The following is a 17,332-nucleotide window of genomic DNA, read 5'->3' as shown; positions in this document are numbered from 1 at the left end:
CTACGGCTGCCGGCACCGGCAGCCGCGTTCCCAATGAGGATTTGACATGGCTTTCACCACCGCACTGACGAAACACGTTCCCTTCTCTTCTCCCTTGCTTCGCGACGCCGGCTACATCAACGGCGTCTGGACATCAGGCAATGCTGCTGGAACTTTCGACGTGCTCAACCCGGCAACCGGCGAGCTGCTCGCCTCGCTGCCCGATATGGGCGCTGCCGAGACGCGGAGCGCCATCGATGCGGCCCATGCCGCCCAGCCGGCCTGGGCTGCCCGCCCGGCCAAGGAGCGCAGCCATATCCTGCGGAAATGGTTCGACCTGATGGTCGCCAATGCCGACGAACTCGCGGCGATCCTGACCGCCGAAATGGGCAAGCCTTTCGCAGAAGCGCGCGGTGAGATCCTTTATGCCGCCGCCTATATCGAATGGTATGCGGAAGAGGCCAAGCGCATTTACGGCGAGACGATCCCAGCGCCTTCCAACGATAAACGCATGATCGTCATCAAGCAGCCGGTCGGCGTCGTCGGCACGATCACGCCGTGGAATTTCCCGGCCGCGATGATCGCCCGCAAGATCGCGCCGGCGCTTGCCGTCGGCTGCACTGTCGTGTCGAAGCCGGCCGAGCAGACGCCGCTGACGGCGATTGCCCTTGCCGTGCTCGCCGAACAGGCCGGCGTTCCCGCCGGCGTCTTCAATCTGATCGTCGGGCTCGACGGGCCGGCAATCGGCCGAGAGCTCTGCGGCAATGAGAAAGTGCGCAAGATCAGCTTCACCGGCTCGACCGAGGTCGGCCGTATTCTGATGCGGCAATGCGCCGACCAGATCAAGAAGGTGAGCCTGGAGCTCGGCGGCAACGCGCCGTTCATCGTCTTTGATGATGCCGATCTCGACGCCGCCGTCGAGGGCGCGATCGCCTCCAAATATCGCAATGCCGGGCAGACCTGCGTCTGCGCCAACCGCCTTTATGTCCAGTCAAACGTCTATGACGCCTTTGCCGCCAAGCTCGCCGCCAAAGTCGCCTCGATGTCGGTCGGCGACGGGTTCAAGCCGGGCGTCGAGATCGGGCCGCTGATCGACGAGCAGGGTCTTGCGAAGGTGGAGGACCATGTCGGCGACGCGCTGGCGAAGGGCGCCAAGGTTCTGACCGGCGGCAAACGCATCGACGGCGCCGGCACTTTCTTTGCGCCGACGGTGCTAACCGGCGTGACGCGCGGCATGACGGTGGCGCGCGAGGAAACCTTTGGGCCGGTGGCGCCGCTCTTCCGCTTCGAGACGGCCGAGGACGTCCTCGCTCAGGCCAACGACACCGAATTCGGCCTTGCCGCCTATTTCTATGCCGGCGACCTGAAGAAGGTCTGGCGGGTGGCGGAGGCGCTGGAATACGGCATGATCGGCATCAATACCGGGCTGATGTCGTCCGAGACGGCGCCGTTCGGCGGTATCAAGCAATCCGGCCTCGGCCGCGAGGGTTCGCGCCATGGCGCCGACGATTACCTGGAAATGAAATATCTCTGCATCGGCGGCGTCTGATTCGTCGCCCTGACAGGACAAGCACGCGGCATTGCGCCGCGTGCTTTTAATAATGCGGCGGACGGGTGATGGCCGGGGCTTCCAGCGACTGCTCCTCCAGCGACAGGAAGCGTTCTGTCAACCGATCAAGCTTGATGCGCATCTGCTCCACGATCTTCCATTGTTCGGCGAGCTGATCGGAAAGCTCCTCGATCGTCTTTGCCTGATAGGCCAGCGTTTCCTCCAGCCGGGTGATACGGGTGGTCTCGTCGGACATTAGAGCCTTTCCGGGTTAGATTGCAGCATTCTGCCGGAGCAGGTTTTCGTCAGGGCAAAGGCGATTGGCGACGGGCATACCTCTTGGTACGTCCGAGCCGATCGCCTTTGATCCTGGCGGAAAGATGCCCGGCCCTTCGGGTTGGCTGAAACGGGCCGGCTGATCGACCGGCCGGCTTGGCCGTAGAGCTTTGCTACGACGCGCGCCGGCCGGTCGACCATCCGACTCCGTTTGAGCCAACAGAATGCTACAATCTAACCCGGAAAAGCTCTAGATCCTCCTTTGCCGGCACCGGCAGAACAGATGACTTTCCAAAGCGGAAATAGGCCACCGCGTCAATGCTTTCGAGGGCGGGCGCGCCCACGCGCGAAACCGAACCGTTTGGTTACTAAAAGGCCTTGCCGTGCCTGATGTTGTGGGGTAGGCCCTAATCCATCAGGGAGGAATACTGATGGATGCAGGCAACGGCTTTCTTCATCCGGACCGGCTCTTTCCGGCCGACCCGGCGACACGGACCATCGCGCGAGACCTCTACGAGACGGTGCGCAATCTTCCGATCGTCAGCCCGCACGGGCACACCGAACCGTCCTGGTTCGCCGACGACAAGCCCTTTGAAGACGCGGCTTCGCTGCTGGTCATTCCCGATCACTATCTCTTCCGCATGCTGCACAGCGTCGGCGTCACCTTGGACGAGCTCGGTGTTCCCAGGCTCGACGGCAATCCGGTGGCTGAGGGGCGGGCGATCTGGCGGACCTTTGCCAAGCATTACCATCTCTTCCGCGGAACACCCTCGAGCCTCTGGGTCGACCACGCCATGTCGGCCGTACTCGGCTGCACCGAGCCGCTGACGGCGGATAATGCCGATGCGCTCTACGATCACATCAATGCCCAACTCGCTCGTCCCGAATTCCGCCCGCGAGCGCTGCATCAGCGATTCGGCATCGAAACGATCGCGACGACTGAAGGTGCGCTCGACCCGCTTGTCCATCACCAGAAGATGGCGGCAGAGGGCTGGATCGGCAAGGTGCGCACCACCTACCGGCCGGACAGCGTCACCGATCCTGATGCCGTCGGCTTCCGCGACAATCTCGTCAAGTTCGGTGAGATCACCGGCATCGACGTGACGAACTGGGACGGCCTGATCGAGGCGCATCGGCGCCGGCGCGCCTATTTCCGCCAGTTCGGCGCGACTGCGACCGATCACGGCGTGCCGAGTGCCTTCACCGCCGATCTGCCGCTTGCCGAAAAGCAGGCGCTGCTCGACAAGGCATTGAAAGGCCCGCTTTCGGCTGCCGATGCCGAGCTTTTCCGCGGCCAAATGATGACCGAGATGGCCGGGCTTTCGGCCGAGGACGGCATGGTGATGCAGATCCATGCCGGCTCACGGCGCAATACCGACAGCGGACTCTTTGCCACCCGCGGCCCCAATATGGGCGCCGATATCCCGACGCGCACCGACTGGGTCGGCGGCCTCAATGCGCTGCTTTCCAAATATGGCCATGCGCCAGGCCTGCACATCCTGCTCTTCACGCTCGACGAGACGACCTATGCCCGGGAACTCGCGCCGATGGCCGGCCATTGGGCCTGCCTGATGATCGGCCCGCCTTGGTGGTTCCATGACAGCCCGCTTGGCATCCGCCGCTATCTCGACCAGGTCGTCGAGACGGCCGGTTTCGCCAATATGGCGGGTTTCAACGACGACACGCGCGCGCTGCTGTCGATCCCGGCCCGCCACGACGTCTGGCGCCGCGAAGTCTGCCGCTTCCTCGCTGGGCTCGTCGCTGAGCACCGGATTTCCGGGAAGGAAGCCGAGATCGTGGCGAGCGAACTCTCCTATGGCAATGCGAAGAAGGCCTATAAGCTGTGAACGAACGACTGCAGACCCTTTCCGGCCTCGCCCCGACGGCGAAGCTCCCCGCCTATAACCGGAATGCACTGAAAGCCGGCATCCTGCATCTCGGCCCCGGCGCCTTCTTCCGAGCCCATTTCGCGCCCTTCACGGATGGCGCGCTCGCAGCCGCCGACGGCGACTGGGGCATCGAGGTGGCGAGCCTGCGCACGCCCGATGTCGCGGACAATCTCTCCGCCCAGAACGGGCTCTATACGGTGCTGATCCGCGACACGTCAGGCACGACGGCCGAAGTGATCGGTTCGATCCTGAAGGCGCATGTGGCGCCGCGCGATCCCGCCGGGCTGCTGGCGCGGCTCGAGGACCCCGCCATCCGCATCGTCAGTATGACGGTGACGGAAAAGGCCTACGGGTTCGATCCCGCAACCGGCGGTCTCGACCTCAAACATCCCGATATCGTCGCCGACCTCGCCAACCGACATGCGCCGCGCGGCGTCATCGGCTATCTTGTCGCAGGCCTTGCGCGCCGCCGGCAGAAGGGCATCGCACCCTTTACGCCGCTGAGCTGCGACAACCTGCCGAGCAACGGCGCCGTGCTGAAGCGCCTCGTGCTGGAATTCACCTCCCGCATCGATGCCGAGCTGCATCACTGGATCGAAGCGAATGTGCCCTTCCCTTCGACGATGGTCGACCGCATCACGCCCGCCAGCACCGAAGCGACCTATGCCGATGCCGAGCGGTTGACGGGCCGCACCGACTTGGCGGCGATCGAGACGGAGCCTTTCACGCAGTGGGTCATCGAAGACCATTTCGCCAATGGCCGTCCGGCCTGGGACAAGGTGCGCGGCGCGCTGATGGTCGAGGAAGTATCGGCCTACGAAAAAATGAAGCTCAGGATGCTGAACGGCGCCCATTCGCTGCTTGCCTATCTCGGTTATATCGGCGGCTATGAATTTATCCGCGACGTGATGGATGATACCGGTCTGGCAGCACTCGCCTACCGCCATATGCACGCGGCGGCGCGTACCCTCGATGCGGTGCCCGGCATCAATCTCGATGATTACGCCAATGAATTGATAGCACGCTTTGCAAATAAGGCGATCGCGCACCGCACCTACCAGATCGCCATGGACGGCACGCAGAAACTGCCGCAGCGGCTGCTGGAGCCGGCCTGCGAGGCGCTGGCGCATGGCGACCGGGCGGAGACCTATGCGATCGCCGTCGCGGCCTGGATGCGCTATGCGCTCGGCGAGCACGGCAATGGCGATCGCTATGAGCTGCGCGATCCCCGCGCTGCTGAGATCGCCGCGCTGATTGCCGACGTCCCGCGCACCGGCCCGGCGATCTCGGCGGCTCTCTTCACCCTGCCCGGCCTTTTCCCGTCGGCTTTGACAGGGCATCGGGCCTGGACGCAGGATGTCTCGGATAAGCTCGAGATCCTGATCCAGGACGACCGGCTGCCGTTGTTTTGAGCGCTTGAAGGCTTTTCGGCAAAGGGGGTGTCCCACGGCACGCCCTCTCTTTGCGTCGCTTCATGTCAGGCCTTCACGCGCGCCATCTCCGGATCATAGAGCGGCGCCAGCGACACCTTGCAGGGGATGCGCTGCCTCGCGACGTCGAGCTCATAGGTGCCGGAGAGGACGAAATCCTCCGTCACGCCTTCCGGGTTGCGAACGTAACCGTAGCCGATCGCCTTCCCAAGCGTATAACCGAAGCCGCCGCTCGAGAGCCAGCCGACACGTTTGCCGTCGCGATAGATGGTTTCGCGGCCGAGCAACACGGTATCGGGATCGTCAGGAATGAAGCAGGCGAGGCGCTTCTTCACACCTTCCTTGAGCTGCCGTTCGATCGCTTCGCGGCCGCGGAAGGGGATGTTCTTGCGGCTCTTCACCGCCCAGCCGAGGCCGGCTTCGACAGGCGTATGATCGGGACCGATATCGGATCCCCAGGCGCGATATCCCTTTTCCAGGCGGCAGCTCTCGATGGCGCGATAGCCGGCATTGACAAGGCCGAATTCGCCGCCTGATGCCATCAGCACGTCATAGACCGTCGTCGCATATTCGACCGGGACATGCAGCTCGTAGCCGAGTTCGCCGACATAGGTGATGCGCAGCGCCCGCACCGGGCAGCCCGATATGCCGGTGGTCCTGACCTGGCCGAAGGGGAAGGCCGCGTTCGAAACGTCGCTGCCAGTTACCTTCTCCAATACGGCGCGGGAATTCGGCCCCATCAGCGACAGAACGGAATAGGCGGAGGTGACGTCGACCAGTTCGGCATGCATCTCGGCCGGAATATTGCGGGCTATCCAATCGAGGTCGTGGGTGGCAAAACCCGTGCCGGTGACGAGGTAATATTCGTTCTCGGCGATACGGGCGACCGTCAGATCGCATTCGATGCCGCCTTTGTCGTTCAGCATCTGGGTGTAGACGAGCGATCCCACAGGCCTTGCGACATCGTTGGAAGCGATCCAGGAGAGTGCTGCCTCGGCATCCCTGCCCTTCAGCACGAATTTGGCAAAGGAGGTCTGGTCGAAGATGACCGCCGCTTCGCGCACCGCCTTGTGTTCGCGGCCGACGGCCTCGAACCAGTTCTGTCTGGTATAGCTGTAGACATCCTTCGGCTCTTCGTTGGCAAAGAGATCGGCAAACCAGTTCGGCCGCTCCCAGCCGAGCTTCTCGCCGAAGCAGGCGCCCTGCGCCTTCAGCCGATCGTAGAGCGGCGATTTGCGGCAGGGGCGGCCGCTCGAATGCTCCTCGAACGGCCAGGCCATAGTGTAGTGTTTGCCATAGGCTTCGAGCGTGCGGGTGCGCACCCAGTCGGTATCGAAATGCGGGCGGCCGAAACGGCGGATGTCGACCGGCCAGAGATCATAGGGCGGCTCTCCCTTCGTCACCCATTCGGCAAGCGCCATCCCGGCGCCGCCGGCAGACGCGATGCCAAAGGCGTTGAAGCCGGCGCCGACGAAGAAATTTTTGAGTTCCGGCACCTCGCCAAGAATGAAGTTGCCGTCAGGCGTGAAGCTTTCCGGGCCGTTCAGCAGCTGCTTGACGCCGACATTCTCCAGCGCCGGAACGCGGCCGAGCGCCTGTTCCATGATCTGTTCGAAATGGTCGAAATTGCTGTCCAGCAGCGTGTAGTGGAAGTCTTTCGGTATCCCGTCTTTCGCCCAGGCAATCGGGTTCGGCTCATAGCCGCCCATGACGATGCCGCCGACCTCTTCCTTGTAATAGGTCAGGCGATCGGGATCGCGCAGCGTCGGCAAGTTGGAGGGCACGCCGAAGGATTCGGTGATGATGTATTGATGCTCGACGGAGACCAGCGGCACGTTAATGCCGAAGCGGGCTGCAAAGGCGCGCGTCCATTGGCCGGCGCAGACGACGACGCGCTCGCATTCGATGCGTCCCTCGGCGGTCACAACGGCGCGGATTCGTCCCTTGTCGATCTCGAGGTCGAGGACTTCGGTGTCCTCGAAGATCGAAACGCCTGATATGCGGGCGCCTTTGGCGAGCGCCTGGGTGATGTCGGAGGGATTGGCCTGGCCGTCCGTGGGAAGGAAGGCGGCGCCGACGAGATCGTCAATCGTCATCAGCGGCCAGAGATCGAAAGCCTCCTGCGGCGTCAGCAGCTGCATTTCGAGGCCGAAGGACTGGGCGGTGGTCGCCTGGCGCTTCACTTCCGTCCAGCGCTCCTCGTTGCAGGCAAGGCGCAGGCCGCCATTCATTTTCCAGCCGGTGCCGAGGCCGGTTTCCGCCTCCAGCCGCTTGTAGAGATCGACGGAGTAACCGAGCAGCTGGGTGATGTTGGCGCTCGTGCGCAGCTGGCCGACGAGGCCGGCAGCATGAAAGGTGGTGCCGGAGGTCAGCTTCTTGCGTTCGAGCAGGACGGTATCGGTCCAGCCGAGCTTGCCGAGATGATAAGCTGTCGAGCAGCCGATGATGCCGCCGCCGATGACCACGGCCTTTGCAGTTTTCGGTAATTGTCTCGTCATTTATTGATCCCGTTCAAAGGCTTGATAGGCGCGCTCGAAACGCGCGAGATTCTCGGCCGTGTAGGCGGCATAGTCGAAATCGATGGTGGAATGGACTTCCGAAATCATGCTCCAGAGCGTCTCGCGGAGCAGCGAGGCGCATTTCATCGCGGCGTATCGCCTGATGAGATCATCGGCTGGCGGCCGGCCGAAATAGATTTCCAACATCATCCGCTCGGCGGCTTCCGGCAGTTCGCTGTTGGAGGCCAATCCGCCCAGGTCGAAAAGCGGCGTGTTGAAACCCGCATAATCCCAATCGATCAGCCAAAGCCGCTTGCCGTCATCGAGAAAATTGGCTGCCAGCAAGTCGTTGTGGCCGAAGGCGATGTCGAAGGGCCCTGCCGCTTCTTCCAGCGTCTCGGCCCTGGCGAGGAGTTTCGCAAGCAAGGGAAGGTGGGCGCTGCCCGCCGCCCTCAGGCTGGCGGCATAATCGCGGATGACGTGGAAGACCCAGAAGATCATCGCCGGGCCGCGGAAATGCCGGGCGATGTTGTGGTGACAGGCACGCACCAGCGGGACCACCCGGGCAAGCATGTCAGGCGCCCTGATGTCCTCCGGCGAAAGCGCCCTCGCCTCGATATATTCGAGCACCAATACGCCGGGCGAATGATGGATGACGGCCGGCGATATGCCTGCTGCATGGGCGGCATAACTTGCAGCAAGCTCATTCTGCCTGATGATGTGATGGATCGGAATATCGGAGCCGAGCCTGACCACGCAGCGTGCGACAGCGTCGCTGACCAGATAGTTCCTGTTGGTGATGCCGCCTGTTATCGGCGCTATTTCGATCGAGCCCTGCCAGATGCCAAGCGCATGAATCCTATCCTCAGGCGTCATGCCAACCCCTCCTTGCGGCCCCTTCCGAAATGATGGGACAGAGCAGGATCGGCTGTCAAGCAGCGGCGGCAGCGCTGCGCGTCCTTCCGGACTCGCGGGAGCGCTCCCGGAGAGTCAGATCGTTTTGCCGGCGCCGTCGAATACTTGGCAGCGGGCGGGATCGAAGAAGGTCTTCACATTGGTGCCGCGCTCGACCTTCTGCTGACCGTCGAGGGCAATCGTCAGGAGCTGGCCATCCGGCGTCGTGGTATAGAGCATGGTGGCGCCGCCGAGATTTTCGACGAGGTCGACATTGACCATCGAGAGCGTGATCGCACCCTCCGCAAGAGACAGATGTTCGGGGCGAATGCCGAAAGTGACTTCCTGGCCGACCTCGCCTTTCAGCCGGCGCGGCAGGCGGACGGAGTTGCCGCAGACGTGAATGCTGGTTTCGGCCTCGCCGACGTTTTCGATGCGGGCCTTGAGGAAGTTCATCTTCGGACTGCCGATGAAACCGGCGACGAAGCGGTTGGCCGGGTTGTTGTAGAGATCGAGCGGCGCCCCCACCTGCTCGATCCGGCCCGAATTCAAGACGACGATCTTGTCGGCCATCGTCATGGCCTCGACCTGGTCATGGGTAACGTAGATCATCGTGTTGCCGAGCTGCCGATGCAGGCGGGAGATCTCGACACGCATCTGCACGCGCAGTTCGGCATCGAGGTTGGACAGCGGTTCGTCGAACAGGAAGATGCGCGGTTCGCGCACGATGGCGCGGCCGATCGCCACGCGCTGGCGCTGGCCGCCGGAGAGCGCCTTCGGCTTGCGCTCCAGCAGCTTCTCGATCTGCAGGATTTCGGCGGCGCGTTTCACCTTCGGCTGGATCTCGGCCTTCTTGTAACCCGCCGTCTCCAGACCGAAGGCGAGGTTCTTGTAAACGGACATATGGGGATAGAGCGCGTAGGACTGGAAGACCATGGCGATGCCGCGCTTGGCCGGCGCCACCTCGTTCATGCGCTCGCTGTCGAGCAGCAGCGCACCGCCCGAAATCTCCTCGAGGCCGGCGATCATGCGCAGAAGCGTGGATTTTCCGCAGCCCGAGGGGCCGACGAAAACGACGAATTCGCCGGGATCGATCGTCAGGTCGATGCCATGGATCACATCCATTGCGCCGTAGCGCTTCTCGACCTTCTGAAGAACGACACTGGTTGCCATCTTCTCAAAACCCCTCTCTTTTACAGGTTACTTCGTTCTTGCGCGCCAATCGGCGTATTTCGGACTGTCGGGACCGACCGGCAGCGGCACTTCGGCGCCGCTGTCCGATGACTGGTAGATGGCCGTGACGAGTTCCAGCGCGCGGCGCGCATCCGTCGTGGTCACCGGCAGGTGCCCTGTGCCGCTGAGAAAGGCGTGGAACTGACCCATCTGGGTGGTGAAGCGCGGCGCGACCGGCTGCCAGTCGCCGACCACGCGATCGATCTTTTCCCGGACGTCGTCATTGGCGGCGATGATCTTCCAGGGATCCTTGCCCGGCGTATAGGGTTCGTGCGTGCTTTCGAAAGTGACATTTTCGAAGTGCAGTCTTAGCCGGCTGATCTGTTCCTGCGAACCGAGCGTGCAGGACAACGAGACGAAGGCGCCGTTTTCCATCAGCAGGCTGGCGGAAGCGCAGTCCTCGACCTCGATATCGTTGACACGGGTGGCCACCCGACCGAAAACCCGTGCCGCCGGGCCCATCAGATGCATCAGCATATCATGGAGATGCAGCGCATGGGTGACGAGCACGCCGCCAAGCTCCGTCGCCCATTTGCCCCGCCAGGGCACGGCGTAATATTCGGGCTTGCGCAGCCAGAAGGTTTCGACGGAAGCCGTATAGGGCTTGCCGGCAATGCCGGCATCGATAATCCGTTTGGCCTTCTGGATGCCGTCGCCGTAGCGGTACTGGAAGATCGGCATCAGCACGCCTTTGGCGGTCTTTTCCGCTTCCATGATCGTATCGACCCCGGAAAGGGAGCCCGTCAGCGGCTTTTCGCAAACGACATGTTTGCCGGCACCGAGAGCAGCGACCACCTGCTCCAGATGAATGCCGGGAGGAGTGCAGATATCGATGATGTCGATCGTGTCGTCGGCCAGCAGCTCCGTAAAGGAGGTGGTGCGGCGTTCGATGCCGAACTCGTCGCCGACTGCCGCCAGGCGTTCTTCGTTCAGATCGCAGATCGCCGCCACCTTGAACTTATCGGAATGCGGCAGATAGCCTTCGACGATATGCGAACGGCCGATGCCGCAGCCGACGATCGCGACGGTCTTGATGCTCATGTTGCTCTTTTCCATTACTGCCATCAGCGTTTCATGCCGGTCGTGGCGATGCCCTCGATCAGCAGGCGTTGGAAGAACAGGAAGAAGAAGAAGACCGGCACCAGCGTCAGGGTCGACATGGCGAACAAGCCACCCCAGTCCGACGCGCTGGTCGAATCCACGAAGGTGCGCAGGCCGAGCTGGATCGTATAGGTGTTCATGTCGTTCAGGTAGATCAGAGGTCCGAAGAAATCGTCCCAGGTCCAGATGAAGGAGAAGATGGCGGCTGTTGCCAGCACCGGCAGCGACAGCGGCAGCATGATCTTCCAATAGATCCGCCAGGCGCTGCAGCCGTCCATCATCGCCGCCTCATCGAGTTCGCGCGGGATGCCGCGGAAGAACTGCACCATCAGAAAGATGAAGAAGGCATCACTTGCCAGGAACTTCGGCACGACGAGCGGCAGGATGGTGTTGACCCAGCCAAGGTTGAGGAAGAGCACATATTGCGGGATCAGCGTGACGTGATAGGGGATCATCAGCGTGCCGAGCATGATCGCGAACCAGAAGTTCCGGCCGGCAAAACGCAGCCGCGCAAAGGCGAAGGCCGTCAGCGAGCAGGCGATGACATTGCCCGTCACGACCAGCAGCGAGATGACGAGCGAATTCCAGAAGAACCGGCCGAAGCTGACGTCGAGGCCGACCCACCCGCGTGCATAAGACGAGAAATCGATCGACGACGGAATGAGCGAGGTCGACGAGAAGATCTCGGTTTCCGGCCTGACCGATGCCGAAACCATCCACAGCAGCGGATAGACCATGAGAAGCGAAGCGGCGATCAGCAGGGCGTGGACAATGAGCGACCCGGGCAGGCTGCGTTTGGTGATGTCCGATGGCGGCCTGGCCGCGGTGACGGAAGCGGTCATCTCAGTCATCGTAGTGCACCCAATAACGCGAGCTTAGGAAAGAGAAGGCGGTGAAGATCGCGATGATCACCACCAGGATCCAGGCAAGCGCCGAGGCATAGCCCATACGGAAATTGCCGAAGGCCTCCTGATAGAGGTAGAGCGTGTAGAACAGGGTCGAGTTGATCGGGCCGCCCGTACCGCCCGATATGATGAAGGCGGGCGTGAAGGCCTTGAAGGCTTCAATCGTCTGGACGACGGCGTTGAAGAAGATCACCGGTGTGAGAAGCGGCAGCGTGATCTTGTAGAACTGCCGGAATTTCGAGGCGCCGTCGAGGCTGGCGGCCTCATACATATCCTGCGGGATCTGGCGCAGGCCGGCGAGGAAGATGATCATCGGCGAACCGAACTGCCAGACGGACAGCGCCACCAGCGTATAGATCGAATAATTCGGATGCGAGATCCAGCTCGGCCCCTCGATGCCGATCTGGGCGAGGGCGGCGTTGACGAGGCCGTCGCTGGCGAAGAGCTGGCGCCAGAGCACGGCGATGGCAACGCTGCCGCCGAGCAGCGATGGCAGATAGAAGATGGCACGGTAGATGGGCAGACCGCGCAGGCCGCGGTTCAGCGCCATGGCGACCAGCAGAGCGAAGGTCAGCTTGAACGGCACCGAAAAGACGACATAGGTCAGGGTGACGTGCATCGCGGCGGAGAATTTCGGATCCGCCGTGGCGATGCGCACGTAATTCGCCATTCCTACCCACCGCGGCGACTGCAGCATGTCGAAGTCGGTGAAGGAGAGGTAGAGCGAAATCAGGGCCGGCCCGAGCGTCAGCCCGAAAAAGCCGATGAGCCACGGAAGGAGGAAGAGATAGCCGGGAGCATTGGCATTCCAGAGACGCCTGAAGCGTCCTTCGGCCACGGCCCCCTGATATCTTTCCACTGGTATGGCCCCTGCGGGCGTGCGCATCGCATTGCTCATACGGCATCAGCCTCGTGCGAGAATCTGCGTAATTTCAGTGACAAGCTGCTTGCCGCCGTCGGAAGGAGACAGTTGTCCGAAACCGACCTGTTCGGCAATGTTGCGCAGCATCAACTCACCTTCGCCGGCACCGGCCGGCGGCGGCGGCGGCAATTTGCCGGCGAGATCGCCAAGGCCGCTGACATAGGCCAAGGCAACCTTGCCGTTGTCGTCGAGCTTCGCCGCGACGACCTCACGCATGGCGGCCGATTCCGGAATGCCGCGCTCGACATCCAGGAGCAGCACAGCCTCGGGGTTCTTGACGAAGAAGTTGATGTAATCAACCGCCAGATCGATCGACTTCGACTGCGCCGAGACCGAGAAGAACATCGAAGGCTTGCGATAATGGCCGCCCTTCGAGTCAGGCTTGATGCGCATGTAGTTGGTGAGCGCCAGCTTGTCCTTGTTCATGGCCTGATAGGCGACGAACTGGTTGGAATGGGCAAAACCGGCGGCAGCCTTGCCGAGCGACACCGTGTTGGTTTCGATATCGTTCTTGTCGAGAGCCTGGATATCGGCAGGGACGCAGGCGCCGGCCGCACGGAACTTGGCCCACATGTCGTACCATTCCGATGCGTCGTCCACACCGAAACCGATCTTGCCGTCGGCGGTATAGAGCGCCTTGCCGCGCTGGCGCAGCCAGTTTTCGAACAGCGGTTCACCGCCGCTGCCGTCGGCGAGGCCGAACATGCCCTTGCGCTTGCCCGCCTTCGTGATTTCCGCACCCATGCGGGCGAATTCATCCCAGGTGGTCGCCTGCGTCGGCAGATCGACGCCGGCCTCTTTGAAAGCCGCTGTGTTCAGCACCGTTGCAGCCGAATTGGCGCCCAGGCTGACGCCATAGAGGTGGCCGTCGACGCTGCCGCCTTCGATCTGCGCCTTGTCGAAATCGTCGAGATTGAGCTTGGCCGGCATATAGGATTCAAGCGGTGCGAGCGCGCCGCGCCGGGCGTATTGAACAATGTAGCGATAGTCCATCTGAATGACGTCGGGCGCGTTGCGGCCCGCGACCTGGGTCGCCAGACGCGGCCAGTAATCGCCCCAGCCGAGGAATTCGCCGGTGATCGAGGTGCCCGGGTTCTTCGTCTGATAGAGCTGCGACACCTTGTTGGTGCGGTCGGCGCGCGGCTGCGAGCCCCACCACAGGAGACGCAAGCGCGTTTCCTGTGCCAAGGCGCTGGTTCCGAGCGCCGAAAGCGACAGAAGCGCTGCGCTTCCTGCAACGAAATTACGTCTGCTAACACGTAGAGTCATTTTTTCCTCCTCCAAAGGGAAGCGCCTCCACACGCTTCCGATTTAGTTTTGCTTGCGCAAATAACTAATTGGTTACAAGCTACGGGCAAAGCGGCAAGCCTGTCAAGCGGTGTCGGTCAGAGCATGATGTCGAAAGCGTTAGAGGTTCTCGGCGACTCATGCTTTCAGCATTCCGTTCCAGCGCGCCGCCCTTCCAAATTCGGTTTTTACAATTTCGCGCCGAAGGCTTATGAGCGCAACACGTGAAGACAGGGGTGGAGCGATGCACGACAGCGGGGAAAACAGAGAAAAGAAGCCGGCCCGGCGACCTTCGACGGAGCGGACGGCCCAACGCGATCCGGAGCGGACACGCGCCGCGATCCTCGAAGCGGCAACCCGCGAATTCGCCGAGAACGGCATGGGTGGCGCCCGTGTCGACGCCATCGCCGAACGTGCCGGCACCAACAAACGCATGCTCTACCACTATTTCGGTGACAAGGAGCAGCTCTACCTCAAGGTGCTCGAAGAGGCCTATGTCGGCATCCGCACAGCTGAGCGCGCGCTGCATATCGGCGATCGCAGCCCGGAGGAAGGCATCGGCGAACTGGCGCTCTTCACCTGGCGTTATTTCCTCCAGCATCCGGAATTCCTGAGCCTGCTCGGCACCGAAAACCTGCACCGCGCCCGGTGGCTGCGTCAGTCCATCCGGCTCAAGGAACTGCATTCGCATCTGATCGGCGAGCTTTCCCAAGTGCTCGAGCAGGGCAAGAAGCAGGGTGTTTTCATCGAGACCGCCGATCCCCTGCATGTCTATCTGACGATCGCCTCGCTCGGCTATTTCTATCTTTCCAACCAGTATACGCTTTCGACGATCTTCGGCCGCGACCTGATCGAGCCGGCCAATCTCAATGCCTGGGAGAGGCATATCGTCCACGTCACCCTCGCCTCGATCAAGCGCTGAATAGCGAAAGCAGGATTTGACTATTGACAGGCTCGCCGCTCTTCTGCCATCAAGTAACCGTTTAGTTACCGGCTTGGGAGGGCCGGGCCAGGACGCCCGCTCCCGCAGAAGAAGATTGCAGGGAGGAAAACATGGCACGCTTGGGGATCATCTTGCACGGCGTCACCGGCCGCATGGGTTACAACCAGCACTTGGTGCGCTCAATCCTGGCCTTCCGCGACCAGGGCGGCATCACGCTGAAATCGGGTGAAAAACTCGAGATCGACCCGATCATCGTCGGCCGCAATGGCGCCAAGATGGAAGAGCTGGCGAAGAAGCATAACATCAAGCGCTGGTCGACCGATCTCGATGCCACTCTCGCCAATCCCGACGACACGATCTTCTTCGATGCCGGCACGACGCTGATGCGCGCCGAGCTCCTGTCCAAGGCGCTCGACGCCGGCAAGCACGTCTATTGCGAAAAGCCGATTTCCGACGATCTGCAGGTGGCGATCGACCTTGCCCGCAAGGCGCGCCGCTCCGGCCTCAAGCACGGCGTCGTGCAGGACAAGCTCTTCCTGCCCGGCCTGCGCAAGCTGGCGCTGCTGAGAGATTCCGGCTTCTTCGGCAAGATTCTCTCGGTGCGCGGCGAATTCGGCTACTGGGTCTTCGAAGGCGATTGGGGCGTGCCGGCCCAGCGTCCTTCCTGGAACTACCGCAAGGGTGACGGCGGCGGCATCATCCTCGATATGCTCTGCCACTGGCGCTACGTGCTCGACAACCTGTTCGGCGAAGTCAAGGCTGTCTCCTGCCTCGGCGCCACGCATATTCCGCGGCGCATCGACGAGCAGGGCAAGCCTTATGATTGCGACACGGACGATGCGGCCTATGCGACTTTCGAGCTCGAAGGTGGCGCAATCGCGCAGATCAACTCTTCCTGGGCGGTGCGCGTGCGCCGCGACGATCTCGTCACCTTCCAGGTCGACGGCACCCATGGTTCGGCCGTCGCCGGCCTGACGAAATGCTGGAGCCAGCACCGCGTCAACACGCCGAAGCCGGTGTGGAACCCCGACCAGCCGCAGACGATCGACTTCTACAAGACCTGGGACGAGGTTCCGGATACGCAGGCCTTCGACAACGGCTTTAAGGCGCAGTGGGAAATGTTCATCCGCCATGTCGTCGAAGATGCGCCGTGGCCCTATGGGCTGGAGGCCGGCGCCAAGGGTGTGCAGCTTGCCGAGCTCGGGCTGAAATCCTGGGCCGAACGCCGCTGGCTCGATGTCCCCGCACTGGAGTTCTGAGCCGTGACAACGATCAATCTCCCCCTCGACGGCAAGATCGTTCCCTATACGCTGACCGGTACGCCGATCGAACTAAAGAAGCGCGACCCCAAGGCCTTTCCGCGCATCGCCTTCGCCGCCGCCCATGTGGTCGCCGATCCGCTTGCCGACAATGATCCGTGGCTGACGCCGGCGATCGACTGGGAGCGGACGCTCGCCTTCCGCCACCGGCTCTGGGATCTCGGCCTCGGCGTCGCCGAAGCGATGGATACGGCGCAGCGCGGCATGGGCCTCGGCTGGCCGGAGGCGCGCGACCTCATCCGCCGGGCGCTTGCCGAAGCGGCCGGCCGTAAGGACGCCTTGATTGCCTGCGGCGCCGGCACTGATCATCTGTCGCCCGGTCCCGACGTGACCGTCGATACGATCATCAAGGCCTATGAAGAGCAGATCGAAACGGTGGAGGCGGCCGGCGGCCGAATCATCCTGATGGCAAGCCGAGCGCTTGCCGTGGCGGCAAAGGGGCCGGACGACTATATCAGGGTCTATGACCGCATTCTTCGCCAGGTAAAAGAACCCGTCATCATCCACTGGCTCGGAGAAATGTTCGACCCGGCGCTCGAGGGATACTGGGGCAATGGCGACCACCTCAAGGCAATGGAAACCTGCCTTGGCGTGATCGAAGCCAATGCCTCAAAGGTCGACGGCATCAAAATCTCGCTGCTTTCCAAAGAGAAGGAAGTGGCGATGCGCCGGCGGCTGCCGAGATCCGTGCGCATGTATACCGGCGACGATTGCAACTATGCCGAACTGATCGCCGGCGACGAAGAAGGTCATTCGGACGCGCTGCTCGGCATCTTCGATGCAATCGCGCCGGCGGCTTCGGCTGCGCTCGACGCGCTCGGCCGCAAGAGCAACCACGAATTCTTCGGCCTGCTCGAGCCGACCGTGCCGCTGTCGCGCCACATCTTCAAAGCGCCGACCCGTTTTTATAAGACCGGCGTCGTCTTCCTCGCCTATCTCAACGGCCTGCAGGACCATTTCGTCATGGTCGGCGGCCAGCAGAGCACCCGCTCGCTGGCGCATCTGGCCGAACTCTTCCGCCTGGCCGACAAGGCGCGGGTTCTGGCCGATCCGGAACTCGCAACAGCGCGCATGAAACAGGTGCTTGCCGTCCACGGCGTCAACTGA

At 62.3% G+C, this 17,332-nt stretch carries 14 protein-coding genes; 6 read left to right on the top strand and 8 right to left on the bottom strand.

All coding sequences use genetic code 11. The features are described 5' to 3' along the window. The first annotated feature begins 46 nt into the window (after window positions 1-46). Complete coding sequence (locus QWJ46_RS23915; protein ID WP_302754234.1) at window positions 47-1,528, top strand: NAD-dependent succinate-semialdehyde dehydrogenase; 1,482 nt, start codon at window positions 47-49, stop codon at window positions 1,526-1,528. A 46-nt stretch (window positions 1,529-1,574) separates the two neighbouring features. Here the strand turns inward: QWJ46_RS23915 and QWJ46_RS23910 are convergent, their stop codons facing one another. Then, on the bottom strand, window positions 1,575-1,784 hold the full coding sequence (locus tag QWJ46_RS23910) for a SlyX family protein (protein WP_302754233.1): 210 nt from the start codon (window positions 1,782-1,784) through the stop codon (window positions 1,575-1,577). Between the two features lie 451 nt (window positions 1,785-2,235). Here QWJ46_RS23910 and uxaC point away from each other — a divergent pair, with 451 nt between their 5' ends. Both uxaC and QWJ46_RS23900 read left to right on the top strand, forming a co-directional pair. Further along, window positions 2,236-3,651, top strand: coding sequence for a glucuronate isomerase (gene uxaC / locus QWJ46_RS23905; protein WP_302754232.1), 1,416 nt, complete (start codon window positions 2,236-2,238; stop codon window positions 3,649-3,651). Next, complete coding sequence (locus QWJ46_RS23900; protein ID WP_302754231.1) at window positions 3,648-5,105, top strand: mannitol dehydrogenase family protein; 1,458 nt, start codon at window positions 3,648-3,650, stop codon at window positions 5,103-5,105. The genes uxaC and QWJ46_RS23900 overlap by 4 nt, the downstream gene beginning before the upstream one ends. Window positions 5,106-5,170: 65 nt before the next feature. On the opposite strand, the gene QWJ46_RS23895 is transcribed toward QWJ46_RS23900, so the two are convergent. The 7 genes from QWJ46_RS23895 to QWJ46_RS23865 all read right to left on the bottom strand — a co-directional run bounded on the left by QWJ46_RS23895 (window position 5,171) and on the right by QWJ46_RS23865 (window position 13,945). Continuing rightward, window positions 5,171-7,621 carry an FAD-dependent oxidoreductase gene (locus QWJ46_RS23895; protein ID WP_302754230.1) on the bottom strand — a complete coding sequence of 817 codons (2,451 nt, stop codon included), beginning with the start codon at window positions 7,619-7,621 and terminating at the stop codon, window positions 5,171-5,173. Continuing rightward, entirely contained in the window at window positions 7,622-8,497 is an 876-nt protein-coding gene (locus QWJ46_RS23890) for a choline kinase family protein (RefSeq protein WP_302754229.1), read from the bottom strand. Window positions 8,498-8,611: 114 nt separating this feature from the next. After that, on the bottom strand, window positions 8,612-9,688 hold the full coding sequence (locus tag QWJ46_RS23885; RefSeq protein ID WP_302754228.1) for an ABC transporter ATP-binding protein: 1,077 nt from the start codon (window positions 9,686-9,688) through the stop codon (window positions 8,612-8,614). A gap of 27 nt (window positions 9,689-9,715) precedes the next feature. Further along, window positions 9,716-10,813 (bottom strand): Gfo/Idh/MocA family protein, encoded by a 1,098-nt coding sequence (locus tag QWJ46_RS23880; protein ID WP_302754227.1) that lies wholly within the window; start codon window positions 10,811-10,813, stop codon window positions 9,716-9,718. Beyond that, window positions 10,813-11,700, bottom strand: coding sequence for a carbohydrate ABC transporter permease (locus tag QWJ46_RS23875; protein ID WP_088396864.1), 888 nt, complete (start codon window positions 11,698-11,700; stop codon window positions 10,813-10,815). The genes QWJ46_RS23880 and QWJ46_RS23875 overlap by 1 nt, the downstream gene beginning before the upstream one ends. Then, window positions 11,693-12,652, bottom strand: coding sequence for a carbohydrate ABC transporter permease (locus QWJ46_RS23870; RefSeq protein WP_302754226.1), 960 nt, complete (start codon window positions 12,650-12,652; stop codon window positions 11,693-11,695). Before QWJ46_RS23870 ends, QWJ46_RS23875 begins: the two co-directional genes overlap by 8 nt. Window positions 12,653-12,658: 6 nt before the next feature. Continuing rightward, window positions 12,659-13,945, bottom strand: coding sequence for an ABC transporter substrate-binding protein (locus QWJ46_RS23865; protein ID WP_302754225.1), 1,287 nt, complete (start codon window positions 13,943-13,945; stop codon window positions 12,659-12,661). A gap of 262 nt (window positions 13,946-14,207) precedes the next feature. Here QWJ46_RS23865 and QWJ46_RS23860 point away from each other — a divergent pair, with 262 nt between their 5' ends. The 3 genes from QWJ46_RS23860 to QWJ46_RS23850 all read left to right on the top strand — a co-directional run bounded on the left by QWJ46_RS23860 (window position 14,208) and on the right by QWJ46_RS23850 (window position 17,332). Further along, entirely contained in the window at window positions 14,208-14,885 is a 678-nt protein-coding gene (locus QWJ46_RS23860) for a TetR/AcrR family transcriptional regulator (RefSeq protein WP_184459831.1), read from the top strand. 131 nt (window positions 14,886-15,016) lie between these two features. Further along, entirely contained in the window at window positions 15,017-16,165 is a 1,149-nt protein-coding gene (locus tag QWJ46_RS23855) for a Gfo/Idh/MocA family protein (protein ID WP_302754224.1), read from the top strand. A gap of 3 nt (window positions 16,166-16,168) precedes the next feature. Beyond that, window positions 16,169-17,332 (top strand): dihydrodipicolinate synthase family protein, encoded by a 1,164-nt coding sequence (locus tag QWJ46_RS23850; protein ID WP_302754223.1) that lies wholly within the window; start codon window positions 16,169-16,171, stop codon window positions 17,330-17,332.

The sequence above is a fragment of the Rhizobium sp. CBN3 genome, from assembly GCF_030518245.1.
GTDB classification, from domain to species: domain Bacteria; phylum Pseudomonadota; class Alphaproteobacteria; order Rhizobiales; family Rhizobiaceae; genus Rhizobium; species Rhizobium aethiopicum_A.
This window is presented reverse-complemented; position numbering and strand designations above follow the sequence as displayed.